Genomic DNA, 15,365 nt, shown 5'->3' with positions numbered 1-15,365 from the left:
TTTATCTAAAATCTGTTACATTTTTGTTACAATCTTTACTCTTTAGAGCACCCGGCCATGGCCTAAATTATTCGGATAAAACAATATTATACAAACAGGTATCAGGAAATAATAAATCGAAACAAAAACACCCTTTTATCTTTTCTTATAATAAAAAATAAGGCGGACAACTTTCAATTCCTATTTCCAGTTATCCGCCTTGATAGCGTACTAATATAATCTATTTTAAGATTACATCATGCCTCCCATTCCACCGCCGCCCATCGGAGGCATTGGAGCCGGATTTTCTTCTTTCTTATCGGTGATCACACACTCGGTTGTGAGAAACATACCGGCAATAGAAGCTGCATTTTCCAAAGCAACACGGGTCACTTTCGCCGGATCGATCACACCTGTCTCGTAGAGATTTTCGTACTGGTCGGTGCGGGCATTGTAACCAAAATCGGCTTTGCCTTCACGCACTTTCTGTACAACTACGGCACCTTCTTTTCCGGCATTCGATACTATTTGGCGAAGCGGCTCCTCGATAGCGCGTTTCACAATCTCGACACCGGTGGTTTCATCTTCGTTCTCGCCTTTCAGGCCTTCGAGGGCTTCAATAGCACGCACATAAGCCACACCACCACCGGGAACGGTTCCTTCTTCTACGGCAGCACGGGTAGCTGACAAGGCATCCTGTACACGGTCTTTCTTCTCTTTCATCTCCACTTCGGAAGGTGCACCCACGTAAAGCACTGCTACACCGCCGGCCAGTTTAGCCAAGCGTTCCTGCAGTTTTTCACGATCGTAATCGGATGTGGTTTTCTCGATCTGTGCACGGATCTGCCCGATACGGTTGTTGATGGCTTCTTTTTCGCCCACACCATTCACAATGGTAGTGGTATCTTTGTCGATCGTCACTTTTTCAGCGCTACCCAGCATATCGAGTGAAGCGTTTTCCAAAGTAAGACCTTTTTCTTCGGAGATCACCACACCACCGGTCAGGATAGCAATGTCTTCCAACATCTCTTTTCTGCGGTCTCCAAATCCGGGCGCTTTTACCGCAGCCACCTTCAATGATCCGCGCAGACGGTTTACCACCAATGTTGTAAGCGCTTCAGAGTCGATATCTTCAGCAATGATCAACAGCGGTTTTCCGGTTTGGATCCCTTTTTCCAGGATGGGAAGAAGTTCTTTAATAGCAGAGATCTTTTTATCATGGATAAGGATGAGCGGATTTTCAAAATCCACCTCCATCGCTTCCGTGTCGGTCACAAAATAGGGAGAAATATATCCGCGGTCGAACTGCATACCTTCCACCACGTCTACATAAGTGTCGGTACCTTTCGACTCTTCCACGGTGATCACGCCTTCTTTGCTTACTTTCTGCATGGCTTCGGCAATCAGTTTACCAATGGTTTCATCACCGTTTGCAGAGATTTTGGCAACGTTTTCAATTTTTTTCAGGTCATTACCTACTTCAACAGCCTGGCTTTTCAGGTTCTCCACTACAGTAGCCACAGCTTTGTCGATACCACGTTTCAGGTCCATAGGATTGGCGCCTGCAGTCACGTTTTTGAGTCCCACACCAATAATAGACTGGGCCAAAACAGTAGCAGTAGTTGTTCCGTCTCCGGCATCGTCATTGGTTTTAGAAGCGACTTCTCTCACCAGCTGCGCTCCCATATTCTGGAAAGCATCATCCAGTTCGATCTCTTTTGCTACTGTCACACCGTCCTTAGTGATCTGGGGAGCACCATATTTTTTATCAATAATTACATTTCTACCTTTGGGGCCGAGTGTAACTTTAACGGCATCCGCCAATTCGTCCACGCCCTTTTTCAGAAGGTCGCGGGCATCCATGTTAAATTTAATTTCTTTAGCCATTTTATTTCGATTATTTTTGTTTATTTTGAATTAGATTGATTGGATTGAGTTGGATTGATTGAGATTGATTGAGATTGGATTAGATTGAATCAGATTGAATTTCGCTATCAATCTCCTTTCAATCTGCCATCTATCTACCATCTATCTACCATCTATCTAAGTCAATCTTTTGGGTTACTGTTTATCCGATGATCCCTAAAATGTCAGACTGACGCATGATCAGGTGTTGCACTCCATCGATTTCAATTTCAGTGCCTGCATATTTCCCATAAAGCACTTTGTCGCCTTCTTTGACAACCATTTCTTCGTCTTTTGTACCTTTTCCCACAGCTACTACTTCGCCTTTCAGCGGTTTTTCCTTTGCCGTATCGGGAATGATGATTCCACTCACTGTCTTCTCTTCTGCAGCTGCCGGTTTTACCAGCACTCTGTCTGCCAATGGTTTAATATTCATACGTTCTACTAAAATTGATGTTAATATAATTAATGTTAGTTATCTAATTGACATTACCTCAACTGCGAATTCTGTGCCAAATTTATTCGCTCCCTTTTTCTGCCAAAAAAACTACCGGCTCGAGTAGAAACTGACAAATTTTCTGCCAAAATTTCAGTCACCCGCTTTACATTATACCTTCGCAGTTGCAAAAGTACCCCATATGGCATATTTAAGAAACCATCGTTGTTTTCAAATCTTATTGCGCTATTTACCCGTTTCTTGTTACCTTTGCACGAAAATGCGGAAAAGTGACTAAGTGGTTAAGTGACTAAGTAAAAAGGTGGAAAAATGAAAAAAATATTTCTGTTTCTGTTTGTCCTCGTGACATTCGCTGTGCAAGGGCAGCCATATACACGTATCGTGTCACTGGCTCCCTCGTTCACTCAAAGCCTTTATTACCTGGAAGCACAGGATAACCTGATAGGTTGTACAAGCTATTGTGTGGCGGCTAAAGGTGACAACAAAGAGATCGTATCTTCAGCAGTGAAAGCAAACGTAGAAAAGATCATCAGCCTGAAACCCGACCTGGTATTGGCTTCCGGATTGACCAATCCAAAAGATATCGAATTATTGAAGAAATTTGGCATAAAAGTAGAGATTATTCACTCTCCACAATCTTTCCGGGAAATCTGCAACCAGTTTATACACATGGGTGAACTGGTAGGCAAGACTGAAAAAGCCAACAGGCTGGTAGAAGAAAGCGAGCAGACAATCAAGAAAATAGTAGAAAGGAACAAACAAAAGACAAAACGGAAGATGTTCTTCCAAATCGGAGCCAACCCGTTGTTCGCGGTTACCCCCAATACGTTTATGGATGATTATATGACATTACTTGGCATTGAAAATATTTCCAAAAACCTGATACAGGGTGCAGTCTCACGAGAATTTGTCATTGCCCATAATCCCGATTATATTTTCATCGCCACTATGGGCATTGTAGGGGAAGAAGAACTGAGAACATGGAAAAGGTACTCCAGCTTGAAAGCAACCCGGAACAACCAGATACATATAATTGATTCCGATATTGCCTGCCAGCCGACTCCCATCACTTTTGTACAGACAATGGAATTAATGGACCGGTTAATGAGTGAAAAATGAAAAGTGAAAAATGAAATAAAATAAATTCACCTATGAAACGAGCATGAAAATGATTTCACCCAAGTTCATGATTAATGCGAGTTCCATACGATACATTTGAAAATAAATATTTTAATCGTATGAAAAAATTAGGATTAATACATATATACACCGGTGACGGGAAAGGAAAGACGACTTCGGCTGTAGGTCTGGCCGTACGTGCTTTGGGTAGCGGATTCAAGGTATGTTACTGTTCTTTCCACAAACGTCCCGAAAAATACGGTTATGCAGAAATGGAAAGCCTCAAAAAACTCGGTGCAACCGTACTGAATTTTGCCAAAGGACACCCACATCTTGATAAGAGCATCGACGGCGAACAAATCAAGAAGGAAGTTCCGGAAGCCATCGAAATCCTTAGAGAGAAAGTGGCCTCCGAGCATTACGATCTCCTTATCATGGACGAGATTCTTATTTCGGTACGCGATCAATATCTGGATGAATCGGTACTCCTTGATTTTATAAAATCCAAACCGGCCAATATGGAACTTGTAATGACAGGTAGGGCTGCCACGGATAACATAATGGAACTCGCCGATTACGTTACGTTCTGTAAGAAACTGAAACATCCTTACGACCGTAAGATACGGAGCCGGAAAGGAATTGAATATTAAATAACTGTGAACTGTTTCCGAAATACAGGTTAAGCTAAAAAAGAATGGGACAAAAACAATGGGTTTGGGGTATATATGTCTTACTGCTTTTGGTGGGATTATCAGCTGTCTCCCTTCTATCCCTGGGAACAGGAGAGATTTCGATTCGAATCAGCGACCTGCCTGGCATTCTTTCTGAAAAGGAGAGTATGGAATACGGTGTATTGGCATATATCCGTATTCCCCAAACATTGCTCGGGCTAACCATTGGCGGAAGCCTCAGCCTGGCAGGTGCCATATTACAAGGAATTTACCGTAATCCGTTAGTAGAACCTTATACACTTGGCATCTCCGGTGGTGCATCGCTAGGTATCACCTTTGCAATTGTTGCCGGACTCCATCTGCTTAATATCCTATTTCTGCCGTTAGCCGGTTTCCTCGGTGCTTTCGCAACCATCTTCCTGGTATATACCCTCAGCCTCGGAAGGGGTGGGCTCAGTGTCAACCGGATGCTACTGACCGGGGTGATGATTAGCTTCATCGCCTCTTCTTTGATGATGTTCCTTATGTCGATCACTTCTTCGGACAATATCCATGGTATTGTTTTCTGGATGATGGGATCGCTCAATGAAACAAACAGCACCTTGATCACAGTAATGATCGCTCTTTCACTCTTCTGCCTGATCATATCATACCTGTTCGTAATGCCGCTTAATGCTCTCCGACTGGGAGAAGAAAAGGCCAAACACTTAGGGTTTAACGCAAACAGCGTAATCCGCATCCTGTTCGTCATCACATCGCTGCTTACCGGAGCATGTATTGCCGTGGCAGGTGTCATCGGATTCGTCGGACTGGTTATCCCGCACATTGTTCGCCTGTGGGTAGGTACCGATTACCGCATATTGCTTATCTCTTCTTTTCTGAGCGGCGGCATATTCCTGATCCTGTGCGATGTAATTGCACGTACTATCATCTCGCCCAACGAGCTGCCTATCGGAGTAATTACCGGTATTGTCGGCGGCATAGTGTTTATCATGTTATTGAGTAATTCGAGACGGAAAGAACTCAGACGATATGATGATTAGTTGATGTGATGATTGGAAGGAGATTGAAGGGATGATTGAAAAAAGATTGAAAAAAGATTGAGGGAGATTGAGGAAGATAGATGAAGATTGAAGGGAGATTGAATAATTTATGTGAATTCTTTCTGAACTTCTTTCACTTTTCACTTTTCACTTTTAATTTTTAATTCATAACTCATAATTAATAGAATGCCTCCTTTTCTCGACATACAAAACCTCTCCTGCGGATATAGTAGCGGCTTCCGGGTACATGACATTAACCTGAAGCTCCCCGAAGGGTCGTTTGCGGGTATCATCGGGCCCAACGGATCCGGGAAAACCACACTGTTCAGGGGTATCTCAGGGACATTGCCGTTAAAAGAGGGAAATATCCTGCTTGAAGGAACTGACCTATCGGAACTCACATGGAGGGAAAAGGCGCAAAAACTCGCCATTGTCTCGCAATTCTCCGAAACAGCAGAACTATCGGTAGAAGAATATGTACTGATGGGACGTCTTCCCTACCGTCAACCATTCCAGTTCTTCGACAGGAAAGAAGATATCGAGATAGCACACCATTATATGCATCTGACCAATACCTATCGTCTGCGCCACAAATCGATGACGGAATTGAGTGGTGGTGAGCGACAAATGGCCAATATTGCCTGCGCCTTATCACAACACCCTCGCTTATTGTTACTCGACGAACCGACATCACACCTTGATATTACCCATCAGATGCAGTTCATGAACCTGATCCAACGACTGAACGAAGAGATGAAACTCAGTGTGATGATGATCTTACACGATCTCTCACTTGCTGCCGAGTATTGCGACTTCCTCCTGATGATGAAAAACGGGACAACCTTTTGCCAGGGAGCACCCGAAGTGGTGATTACCTATGAACATATCGAAAATGTATATGACACGGTAGTGATCGTAAAGACTAATCCCATATCAGGTAAACCGGTAGTCTTTCCCGTATCTGAACAGAGGTTACGCAATGGAAAAAAATAAATTATTTCACCAAACAAACCGATCTCCAAATAAACCCTCCAATATTTCATTTCCGAATCCCAAATAAAAACAGTACTTTTGCAGCGCTTTCGGGCACAATGGAATTCGGTAGTTTGCCATAAGCGAAGAAGCCGAAGCTGTACCCGCAGCCGTATGTTCCCTATTTACAGGGTTATCCGACATTTTCAAATGTAAAAGTCACTGTCCCGATAAATCGGGGTGGGAAGGCAACGGATAACCGGGAACGAGCCGGAAGACCTGACCGAAAGCATCAGCCATGCAAGCTTTCGGGATAAAAGCAGCGTTGAGATCATTTCCGGCATTTAAATTCTCCCGCATTTAAATTCTCCTTGTATCCGGAATTTCAAAACACTCTCTCCCTCGAAAGTTTATGGTTCAAACGAATGTTTAACTGTAAATTTTTCAACAATGAACAAGAAATTTTTCACCGGCATTTTTGCCTTGCTTTTCACTGGCACACTCCTCTATGCGCAGGATTCTGCCGAACAAACATATGACCTGGAGGAAGTAGTGGTCACCGCTACTCGTATGGGACTACCTTTAAAGAGCGTTCCACAGAAAGTGGAGATCATCGACAGTAAAAAAATAACCACCGTACAGGCTGACAATGCGGCCGACCTGCTTAAACGGACTGTCAACCTTGACATCATACAATATCCCGGCTCTTCATCGGCCATAGGTATGCGTGGGTTCAGCCCTTCCGCCCATAACCGCAACTACACATTGGTGTTGATCGATGGCAAACCGGCCGGGACAACCAATCTCACTTCTATCCCAACCGATTTTATCGAGATGATAGAAGTAGTGAAAGGCCCCTACTCAGTGCTCTATGGATCGGACGCAATGGGTGGCGTGATTAATATCATCACACGCAAACCCGGTGATAGCCGGACTGGCAATATCAGCCTTAGCGCCGGAAATTTCGGGCAGACCAACTTCAACGGATATGCATCGGGAGGCATTTCCGATAACGTTTCTTTAGCACTCGGCTTTTCAAGGAAAGCACAGGATAAAGATTATCGTATCGGGAAAAAGAATCTGATTTCTTTATCGGAAAAAGAGGAATTGATCCTCGACAAAAAATCGTATGGCGATATCATGACCAACAGCCAATACCAGATCAACCAATTCATGGGGAAATTGAATATTGGGTTCAATGACCTCTGGAGTGCCGATCTGTCAGGCATATTCGTCACTTCAAATGACATTGAAATGCCCGGTAACTATTGGCATTCTGAAGGATTGACCAAGAAAGACTTCGACCGGACCAATACCTCAGTCGATGTCCGTCGCAATACGTTCAATAACATATTGCTTATCTCCCCCTATTATTCTGTTTATAATGAGAGCAATTACGACAACAACACCGATAATGCATTTATCAACTACAAGGAGTCGGTCAAACAATATGGATTGAAGTTAAGCGATACACATACCTGGGGTGATTTCCAATTGATCGGAGGAATCGACCTGGATGCACTGAACGTCTCCTCCGAACGGTTTACAGATAAAATGACGCAGACGGATCCTTACCGTCCTGATCATAATAGCTTTGCTTCATCGGTATTTGTACAAGGAGCATACACAAAAGACAATCTATTTGTCAATGCCGGCCTACGCTATAGCTACACCAAATTCACACTGGAAGCAGATGATTTTCTCGGTAACGAAAAGAAAAGTAACAATTATTCCAACTTCAACCCTTCGGTCGGGATCAAATACTTCCTTACACCTATACTGAACATCCATGCCAGTGCAGGAAACGCTTTCTACATGCCCGACGCCTATAAGATGGCCGGACAATTCGAGGCGGGAGGCATGAAATACAAAGGAAATGAAGACCTGAAAGCTGAAACATCCACTTCATTCGATTTCGGGATGAACATATCCAATAATGAATGGTTGAATTTAGATGTGTCCTATTTTCACGCGTTTTATAAAAATAAGATCGTGAACGAGACAAAATTTGATGAAACAACCAACGACATGTACTTCACCTTTGCGAATGCCACAAATGGCCGCATGAACGGGCTGGAGCTTATGTTCTCATCCGATATCGCCAAAGAGTTTGGATCGCAAAATAGCCTGGAACTATATGCAGGTTTCACCCATATGTTCAATAACAAATTTGATGAAATAAGAGGAAAAGGCACACCTGATGAGAAGACGCTGACCAAAGATATACTCTACGTACGCCGCAATACAGGGAACTTCGGTATTACATTTGATACCAACCGCGGTTTTGTAACCCGGCTAAACGCACGCTATATCGGAAAACGGCTGGAACAGGACTGGATGTTTGCCTATGACGAAAATTGGAATCCTACCAGCCTTCGTCCCGATATAAAACCGGAAGATTACTACACCAAGGGCGATTATGAAACAACCGATCAGGTTCTTCAACATTCGGCACATCTGGTTTTTGATTATTCTGCTTACTATAATGTAACCCCGAAAGCACGTGTCGGGATATCAGTATCCAACCTGCTCGATGAAAATTACACCGAAAAAGACGGATACAATATGCCGGGACGTAGTATTATGGGGTCATTCAGCTATTCGTTCTGAAGAAATTAGGTAAATTTGCATCTGAACATGGTGCAAATTGATTTTGCGCACTAGAAAACAACTTAGTGTAAAATAAAACAGAAAAATAATGCGGGAGATTATTTTCATTACAGGCGGACAACGATCAGGCAAAAGCCGATTCGCACAAAAGTTGGCGGAAGAATATTCCTCCAGCCCGTTATATCTTGCCACGTCCCGCCGCTGGGACGATGATTTCGAACAACGTATCCGTCGTCATCAGGCTGACCGGGGTGAACAATGGGAAACCATCGAAGAAGAGAAATATTTGCGTTCTCTCTCACTTGCCGGTCGAACTGTCCTGCTTGACTGCATTACACTGTGGCTGACCAATATCTTCCATGATAACGACTATAATCTCGACGCTGCACTGGAAGAGGCAAAGTCGGAATGGAACGGTTTCATTCAGCAGGATTTCCGGCTAATCATCGTCAGTAATGAAATAGGGATGGGACTTCATGCTCCCGATGAGGCTTCGCGCCATTTCACCGATCTGCAGGGATGGGTCAACCAGCATATTGCCGCATCGGCCGATAAGGCATACGTGATGGTATCCGGTATTCCATTGCAACTGAAGTGAAGAAAGTGAAAAATTCTAACTTCTCAGTGCTAACTTCTGATTTCTAACTTCTTTATATGATTAAAAAATATGAATATTGAAACTGCACTTCGGCAGAAGATCGACAGCCGTACAAAGCCGGCAGGTTCGCTCGGCAAACTTGAAGAGATTGCTTTTAAGGTCGGTAGGATACAGCAAACACTGACGCCCGAACTATGTAATCCTGCCATACTGGTATTTGCAGCCGATCATGGCATTGCCGACGAGGGGGTAAGCCCCTGCCCGAAAGAGATCACCCATCAGATGGTAATGAACTTCGTCCATGGAGGCGCCGGGATCAATGTGTTCGCACGCCAGCACGGTATCAACCTGAAAATTATCGATGCCGGTGTCGATTTCGATTTTCCGGCAGGATCAGGTGTTATTGATGCCAAATTAGGCCGTGGCACAAACAATATGTTATATCAGCCTGCCATGAGCATAGAAACCTGTCACAAGGCGATGGAAAAAGGAGCAGAATTTGTCCGTCAGGAATTTGAGAATGGCTGCAACGTGATAGGTTTCGGGGAAATGGGTATCGGAAATACTTCACCGGCATCGCTGTTACTGCATAAATTTACGGGCATCCCCCTCGATGATTGTGTGGGACGAGGTGCCGGTCATGATGATGCAGGTGTCCGTCATAAATGTGAAATACTTCAACGGGTTGCCGAAAAATACTATCCCGCTACTCCGGTCGAAACACTGGCTACATTCGGTGGCTTCGAAATTGCAATGATGTGCGGAGCCGTACTCGAGGCTAAACGGTCAAATATGTTGGTCGTTGCCGACGGATTTATTGCGACTTCTGCTTTTCTGGCTGCATACGAAATTCAACCCGATATCCTCGAAAACACCCTCTTCAGCCATTCATCGGATGAAAAGGGACATATATTGATGCTCAAGTACCTGAAAGGCAATCCGATCCTACATCTCAACCTGCGGTTAGGAGAAGGAACCGGAGTTGCCCTGGCTTATCCCATTGTCAGGTCAGCATTGATCTTCCTCAATGAGATGGCCGGTTTCGAAGAGGCCGGTGTACATGATGTCAGAAACAAACATTTCCATTCATCGACATAAAGTGGAAAATAGCCTATTTTAGCAAACCGGAAAGATGAAGCAGCAAATCAACCTCTTTTTCCATGCACTCTTCTTTTACAGCCGTATTCCGGCAGGTAAAATCAACTATTCGGAAGAAAACCTGACGAAAGCATTCCGTTATTTTCCATTGATTGGTATCATTGTGGGTGCAATTGGAGGAGGAATATTTTTACTGTTCCGGTGGATATTCCCGGTACCGGTCGCCCTTGTTATATCCGTAGCTGTAATGGTGATCGTAACCGGGGCCCTCCACGAAGACGGCCTATCGGACTTTTTTGATGGATTCGGGGGAGGACGCGACAAGGAACGTATTTTGGCCATCATGAAAGAGAGTACTATCGGCGCCTATGGAGTCATCGCCCTTATCTTACTGTTTGTGTCAAAGCTTACACTGCTCCTTTCTATCAACCCATCCCATATTATTACAGTATTAATTGCATCACATGCATCAAGCAGGATGATGCCGATTTTTCTGATAAATAGTTCCCATTATGCACGCACGGGAGAGAGTAAGGCGATGCATACCCGCAGGAGAACAGATAAGGTGACATTCGTGATTGCACTTATATTTGGCCTGCTACCACTGGTTTTCATATCCTGGAAAATTATTCTGGTTGTTATTCCGGTTTATGCAATGATCGTCATGGTTTTGAAAAAATATACGGAGAGGAAAATAGGTGGTTTCACTGGTGATGTATTGGGCGCATTGCAACAATTCTCGGAACTCGCGTTTTATCTTGTTTGTGCTGCATTATATCCGATCTCATGAAACTCTATCTTGTCCGACATACACGTGTGGATGTACCATCAGGTATCTGTTACGGGCAGACCGACGTACCATTGGCCGACTCGTTCGAAACCGAAATGGGATCAATCCGGTCGAGATTATCAGGGATACAGTTCGGACATATTTTTTGCAGTCCGTTGAGCCGATGTGTAAAACTCGGCATATCATTGGAGTATCCATTACTCCTTGACGACCGGTTGAAAGAATTGAACTTCGGTGAATGGGAAGGCCAAACATGGGATAAAATCTTCGAATCAGAGAGAGGTGGAAAATGGTTTACCGATTATCTGAACGAAGCCTGCCCAAATGGAGAGTCATATCGGGACATACTGCAGAGGGTGGAGAGCTTTATTGCAGATTTACCAAAAACAGATGCCAATATACTGGTCATCACACATGCAGGGGTTATCCGTGCATTCAGGATATTGTTAAAAAACTGGCCGGTAAAAAGAGCATTCGACAAACCGGTTGCTTATGGGCAGGTCACGATCATAGAAAAACGACCATAGATTACAACCGTCACTGGAAATATTGCCATATAATGAATAAACTTCGTCCCATTATGTTTGTCGGCACCGGCTCCGACGTAGGAAAATCGGTAATCAATACCGGTTTCTGCCGTATATTCCTTCAAGACGGTTATTCCCCTGCCCCGTTTAAGGCGCAGAATATGTCACTCAACAGCTATCCGACCGGAGACAATCTTGAAATAGGCCGTGCACAGGCTGTACAGGCGGAAGCATGCGGAATCGGCTGCACAGTGGAGATGAACCCCGTCTTGCTGAAACCGACCGGCAACTCAACCTCGCAAGTGGTGCTCAACGGTAAACCCGCAGGGAATAAATCGGCACGGGAATATTTCAACGAGACTGACCGGGACTCACTCTTCTCGGAAGTAATGCGTTCGTTCGACAGGCTGGCCAGCCGCTATAATCCAATAGTGATTGAAGGAGCCGGTAGTATTTCAGAAATCAACCTCCGGGAGAAAGATATCGTGAACATGCGTGTGGCACTGCATACCAATGCCGCCACATTTCTGGTCGCTGATATTGATAAGGGCGGAGTGTTCGCCAGTGTGTACGGAACACTTCAATTGCTTCCCGAAGCCGAATGCAATGCCATCAAAGGGATTATTATCAATAAGTTCAGGGGAGATATCACCCTGTTTGACGATGGCAAAAAGATATTGGAAGGACTGACAGGAAAACCGGTAATTGGTATTATCCCCTATTGTAAAGGGCTTTTTATCGAACAGGAAGATGGGGTGGTTATCGAAAAGAAAAAAACAGCTTTTAAAGAGGGAAAAATAAATATCGGAGTAGTATTGTTGAAGCACTTATCAAACTTTACCGATTTCAATATGCTGGAACTGATACCGGACGTGAACCTTTTCTATTCGGACAATCCGGAAACCTTGTCGCAGACCGATATTATTATTATTCCCGGATCAAAAAATACGTTGTCCGATTTAAAAACATTACGGGAAAAACACCTCGACAAGGTTGTTCTGGCCCATCACCGCAGCGGGAAACCGGTATATGGCATCTGTGGCGGTTACCAGATGATGGGAGAAGAAGTCCGCGACCCCGATGGTGTGGAAGGAAATATCCCGGTACTACCCGGATTGAACATACTCCCGGTTATCACTACCCTTGCTGATGGGAAACAAACGCGACAATGCCGGTTTTCATTTATTGAAAGTGATATTTCAGGTGAAGGATATGAGATACACGCAGGACATACATCTTCCAATCGTCCGCTCTGCCGTATGGAAAACGGTGAAACTGACGGTTATTTCCTGAATGACAAGACCTGGGGAACCTATATCCACGGCATTTTTGATAATGCATCAGTTATTGAACGGGTGCTACGTCAGATAGATCCCGATATTTCCGCCACCGTCAATTATAAAGCCCGTAAGGAAGAGGGATATAACCGGCTCGCTGATGTGATCCGGGAGAATGTGGATATGGAGTATGTTTATAAGTGCCTGGGTGCCTAGGTGGTTAGTAGGAAAAACGGGAAGGATAATGCTTTGGCAATAAATGACAATGTGCTGCACACGATAATTGGTAATTGGTAATTGGTAATTAAAAGAATGCAAACAGGACATGGTAACGACATATATGATTATGCGGATATAAGATGTGACTTCAGCTCTAATATTCCTTACCGGAACGAATCGGAGACTATTGCGGATTATCTGAAAAGTCATATGGATACCATCCGCAATTATCCTGATCCAAACAGTCGTAAATTAACATCTCAATTGGCAGATTTTCACGCTGTATCTCCCGATAATATATTGGTCACAAACGGTTCTGCAGAGGCGTTTTATTTGCTCGCACACCTCTTTCAACACCGGAAAAGTGTAATCCCCTATCCTGCCTTTTCAGAGTATGAGGATGCCTGTCGCACTTATCGGCATGAGATTTCGTTCCTCCCGATAGGATCATTGCAGGATACCCCCCACTTTGAAGTTGATATGGCCTGGTTCGGCGTACCGAACAATCCCGACGGAACGCTTGTGAGTAACGATACTATTTCACGTTTTTGCAGCAAAAATCACCATACCTGTTTTGTCGTGGATGCAGCTTATGACGAGCTATGCCCGCGGAACGAATCGGTAAAAGAGTTGCAAGGCAGATTCAAGAATCTGATTATCGTACACTCGCTTACAAAAACATTTGGCATTCCCGGATTACGCCTGGGGTATATTGTTGCCGACCAACAGATAATCGATGGTATCCGGTCATTGCGCCCCCCCTGGTCGGTAAATGTATTGGCTCTGGAAGCAGGAAGTTTTATTCTGGAGAACCGGAACAGGCTGTTGCCGGATGCCGCTTCACTATGTGCCGAATCAGCACGGTTACAACAAGAAATCAACGCGTTACCTCAATTCGAAGTGACCGCCTCACCGTCCAATTTCTTTTTGGTAAAGATGACAGAAGGAACTGCAGCGGAATTGAAGCAGTTTCTAATCGACAAATCCGGGCTGTTGATCCGCGATGCAGCCAACTTCAGAGGATTAACACCACAACATTTTCGTATTTCTGTACAGGACGAAGTGTGGAACCATCAGCTTATTAAAGCATTGAAATTGTTCTATACAAGATATTGATTTTATTTTGTACCATTTCTTTATCACATACCAGGATTTTCTAATTCCGCTATTGGGCGGGTTATTGCTGGATGCTTTTATCGGCGATCCACACCGTTTGCCACATCCCATCCGGCTGTTTGGCAGTATGATTGCCTGGTGTGACCGGCAGTTTAACCGGGGAAACCATCAAAAGAGGAATGGCGTACTTGTCGCTTCAGGATTGGTATTATTGGTCTTTCTATTTTTATTGGGGTTAGAACGGATACTCACTCCCTACCCTGCCGTCCTGCTTATCATCAACACCATTCTCTTTTTTTATGCGGTCAGCAACCGGAGCCTGATCTCCGAAGCGGTGAAAGTGGAAATACTGGTTGTGAAAGGTGATATTCCGGCAGCACGAAAGCAACTGGGCTGGATTGTGGGACGTGACACATCTCAACTTACAGCAAAACAGATCCGCACGGCAACACTCGAAACACTGGCCGAAAACCTCAGCGACGGGGTAATCGCGCCCCTGTTTTTCTATGCACTCGGCGGTATCCCTCTGATGATGGCATACAAGATGATAAATACCATGGACTCCATGATCGGGTATAAAAATGAGAAGTACCGCGATTTCGGATGGTTTGCCGCCCGCATCCTCGATGATGCAGCCAACTTTATTCCCGCCCGGCTTACAGCTTTATTAATGGTGCTGTTCCCACCTTCAGGACGTGGATTCCGCTTTATCCGCAAGTACGCCGGATGCCACTCAAGCCCCAACTCCGGTTATCCCGAATCGGCGCTGGCCGGAATTCTCAACTGCCGATTCGGCGGTCCAAACGTGTATCATGGCAAATTAGTAGAAAAACCCTATATAGGAGAGAACGACCGGGATCTCTCACACGCCGACGTGCTACGGGCCTGTTTCATCAATATACGGGTTACCCTGACAATGACGTTGATAATTATCCTGTTTCTCTTTTTCTGTATTGAATAATCTCACCGTTTAGTTACAAACTA

The 15,365-nt window shown here is 44.5% G+C and carries 14 protein-coding genes and 1 riboswitch; of the genes, 12 read left to right on the top strand and 2 right to left on the bottom strand.

The window, feature by feature from the left end; all coding sequences use genetic code 11:
* Nucleotides 1–231: 231 nt before the first annotated feature.
* Nucleotides 232–1,866, bottom strand: a complete 1,635-nt coding sequence (groL, locus tag PSM36_RS05575) for a chaperonin GroEL (RefSeq protein WP_076929570.1) — start codon at nucleotides 1,864–1,866, stop codon at nucleotides 232–234.
* A gap of 181 nt (nucleotides 1,867–2,047) precedes the next feature.
* Nucleotides 2,048–2,320, bottom strand: coding sequence for a co-chaperone GroES (locus PSM36_RS05570; protein WP_076929568.1), 273 nt, complete (start codon nucleotides 2,318–2,320; stop codon nucleotides 2,048–2,050).
* Between the two features lie 330 nt (nucleotides 2,321–2,650).
* On the opposite strand from PSM36_RS05570, the gene PSM36_RS05565 reads away from it, so the two are divergent.
* The 12 genes from PSM36_RS05565 (at nucleotide 2,651) to cbiB (ending at nucleotide 15,342) form a co-directional block, all read left to right on the top strand.
* The gene (locus tag PSM36_RS05565) at nucleotides 2,651–3,460 is read left to right on the top strand and encodes an ABC transporter substrate-binding protein (RefSeq protein WP_076929566.1); all 810 of its coding nucleotides are present in this window, start codon (nucleotides 2,651–2,653) and stop codon (nucleotides 3,458–3,460) included.
* 119 nt (nucleotides 3,461–3,579) lie between these two features.
* Nucleotides 3,580–4,110: a cob(I)yrinic acid a,c-diamide adenosyltransferase gene (locus PSM36_RS05560; RefSeq protein ID WP_076932074.1), complete on the top strand. Its 531-nt coding sequence runs from the start codon at nucleotides 3,580–3,582 to the stop codon at nucleotides 4,108–4,110.
* A gap of 44 nt (nucleotides 4,111–4,154) precedes the next feature.
* Nucleotides 4,155–5,174: a FecCD family ABC transporter permease gene (locus PSM36_RS05555; RefSeq protein WP_076929564.1), complete on the top strand. Its 1,020-nt coding sequence runs from the start codon at nucleotides 4,155–4,157 to the stop codon at nucleotides 5,172–5,174.
* 186 nt (nucleotides 5,175–5,360) lie between these two features.
* Nucleotides 5,361–6,167: an ABC transporter ATP-binding protein gene (locus PSM36_RS05550; protein ID WP_076929562.1), complete on the top strand. Its 807-nt coding sequence runs from the start codon at nucleotides 5,361–5,363 to the stop codon at nucleotides 6,165–6,167.
* Nucleotides 6,168–6,241: 74 nt separating this feature from the next.
* Nucleotides 6,242–6,447: riboswitch (cobalamin riboswitch) on the top strand.
* Between the two features lie 149 nt (nucleotides 6,448–6,596).
* Complete coding sequence (locus PSM36_RS17825) at nucleotides 6,597–8,756, top strand: TonB-dependent receptor plug domain-containing protein (RefSeq protein ID WP_076929560.1); 2,160 nt, start codon at nucleotides 6,597–6,599, stop codon at nucleotides 8,754–8,756.
* Nucleotides 8,757–8,844: 88 nt separating this feature from the next.
* Complete coding sequence (locus PSM36_RS05540; protein ID WP_076929558.1) at nucleotides 8,845–9,354, top strand: bifunctional adenosylcobinamide kinase/adenosylcobinamide-phosphate guanylyltransferase; 510 nt, start codon at nucleotides 8,845–8,847, stop codon at nucleotides 9,352–9,354.
* Nucleotides 9,355–9,423: 69 nt separating this feature from the next.
* Entirely contained in the window at nucleotides 9,424–10,452 is a 1,029-nt protein-coding gene (gene cobT, locus PSM36_RS05535; protein ID WP_076929555.1) for a nicotinate-nucleotide--dimethylbenzimidazole phosphoribosyltransferase, read from the top strand.
* 34 nt (nucleotides 10,453–10,486) lie between these two features.
* Complete coding sequence (gene cobS / locus PSM36_RS05530; protein WP_076929553.1) at nucleotides 10,487–11,242, top strand: adenosylcobinamide-GDP ribazoletransferase; 756 nt, start codon at nucleotides 10,487–10,489, stop codon at nucleotides 11,240–11,242.
* The gene (gene cobC, locus PSM36_RS05525) at nucleotides 11,239–11,769 is read left to right on the top strand and encodes an alpha-ribazole phosphatase (protein ID WP_076929550.1); all 531 of its coding nucleotides are present in this window, start codon (nucleotides 11,239–11,241) and stop codon (nucleotides 11,767–11,769) included. The genes cobS and cobC overlap by 4 nt, the downstream gene beginning before the upstream one ends.
* Before the next feature lie 32 nt (nucleotides 11,770–11,801).
* On the top strand, nucleotides 11,802–13,262 hold the full coding sequence (locus tag PSM36_RS05520) for a cobyric acid synthase (protein WP_076929547.1): 1,461 nt from the start codon (nucleotides 11,802–11,804) through the stop codon (nucleotides 13,260–13,262).
* Nucleotides 13,263–13,358: 96 nt separating this feature from the next.
* The gene (locus PSM36_RS05515) at nucleotides 13,359–14,381 is read left to right on the top strand and encodes a pyridoxal phosphate-dependent aminotransferase (protein ID WP_076929545.1); all 1,023 of its coding nucleotides are present in this window, start codon (nucleotides 13,359–13,361) and stop codon (nucleotides 14,379–14,381) included.
* A 7-nt stretch (nucleotides 14,382–14,388) separates the two neighbouring features.
* Nucleotides 14,389–15,342, top strand: a complete 954-nt coding sequence (gene cbiB / locus PSM36_RS05510) for an adenosylcobinamide-phosphate synthase CbiB (RefSeq protein ID WP_083710939.1) — start codon at nucleotides 14,389–14,391, stop codon at nucleotides 15,340–15,342.
* The last annotated feature ends 23 nt before the right edge of the window (nucleotides 15,343–15,365 follow it).

The sequence above is a fragment of the Proteiniphilum saccharofermentans genome, from assembly GCF_900095135.1.
GTDB lineage: Bacteria > Bacteroidota > Bacteroidia > Bacteroidales > Dysgonomonadaceae > Proteiniphilum > Proteiniphilum saccharofermentans.
This window is presented reverse-complemented; position numbering and strand designations above follow the sequence as displayed.

Coding starts and splice junctions, on each gene's coding strand:
- PSM36_RS05560 (WP_076932074.1), top strand. CDS start 3,580: ATGAAAAAATTAGGATTAATACATATATACACCGGTGACGGGAAAGGA.
- PSM36_RS05555 (WP_076929564.1), top strand. CDS start 4,155: ATGGGACAAAAACAATGGGTTTGGGGTATATATGTCTTACTGCTTTTG.
- cobC (WP_076929550.1), top strand. CDS start 11,239: ATGAAACTCTATCTTGTCCGACATACACGTGTGGATGTACCATCAGGT.
- PSM36_RS05520 (WP_076929547.1), top strand. CDS start 11,802: ATGAATAAACTTCGTCCCATTATGTTTGTCGGCACCGGCTCCGACGTA.
- cobT (WP_076929555.1), top strand. CDS start 9,424: ATGAATATTGAAACTGCACTTCGGCAGAAGATCGACAGCCGTACAAAG.
- cobS (WP_076929553.1), top strand. CDS start 10,487: ATGAAGCAGCAAATCAACCTCTTTTTCCATGCACTCTTCTTTTACAGC.
- PSM36_RS17825 (WP_076929560.1), top strand. CDS start 6,597: ATGAACAAGAAATTTTTCACCGGCATTTTTGCCTTGCTTTTCACTGGC.
- PSM36_RS05515 (WP_076929545.1), top strand. CDS start 13,359: ATGCAAACAGGACATGGTAACGACATATATGATTATGCGGATATAAGA.
- PSM36_RS05550 (WP_076929562.1), top strand. CDS start 5,361: ATGCCTCCTTTTCTCGACATACAAAACCTCTCCTGCGGATATAGTAGC.
- PSM36_RS05540 (WP_076929558.1), top strand. CDS start 8,845: ATGCGGGAGATTATTTTCATTACAGGCGGACAACGATCAGGCAAAAGC.
- groL (WP_076929570.1), bottom strand. CDS start 1,866: ATGGCTAAAGAAATTAAATTTAACATGGATGCCCGCGACCTTCTGAAA.
- PSM36_RS05565 (WP_076929566.1), top strand. CDS start 2,651: ATGAAAAAAATATTTCTGTTTCTGTTTGTCCTCGTGACATTCGCTGTG.
- PSM36_RS05570 (WP_076929568.1), bottom strand. CDS start 2,320: ATGAATATTAAACCATTGGCAGACAGAGTGCTGGTAAAACCGGCAGCT.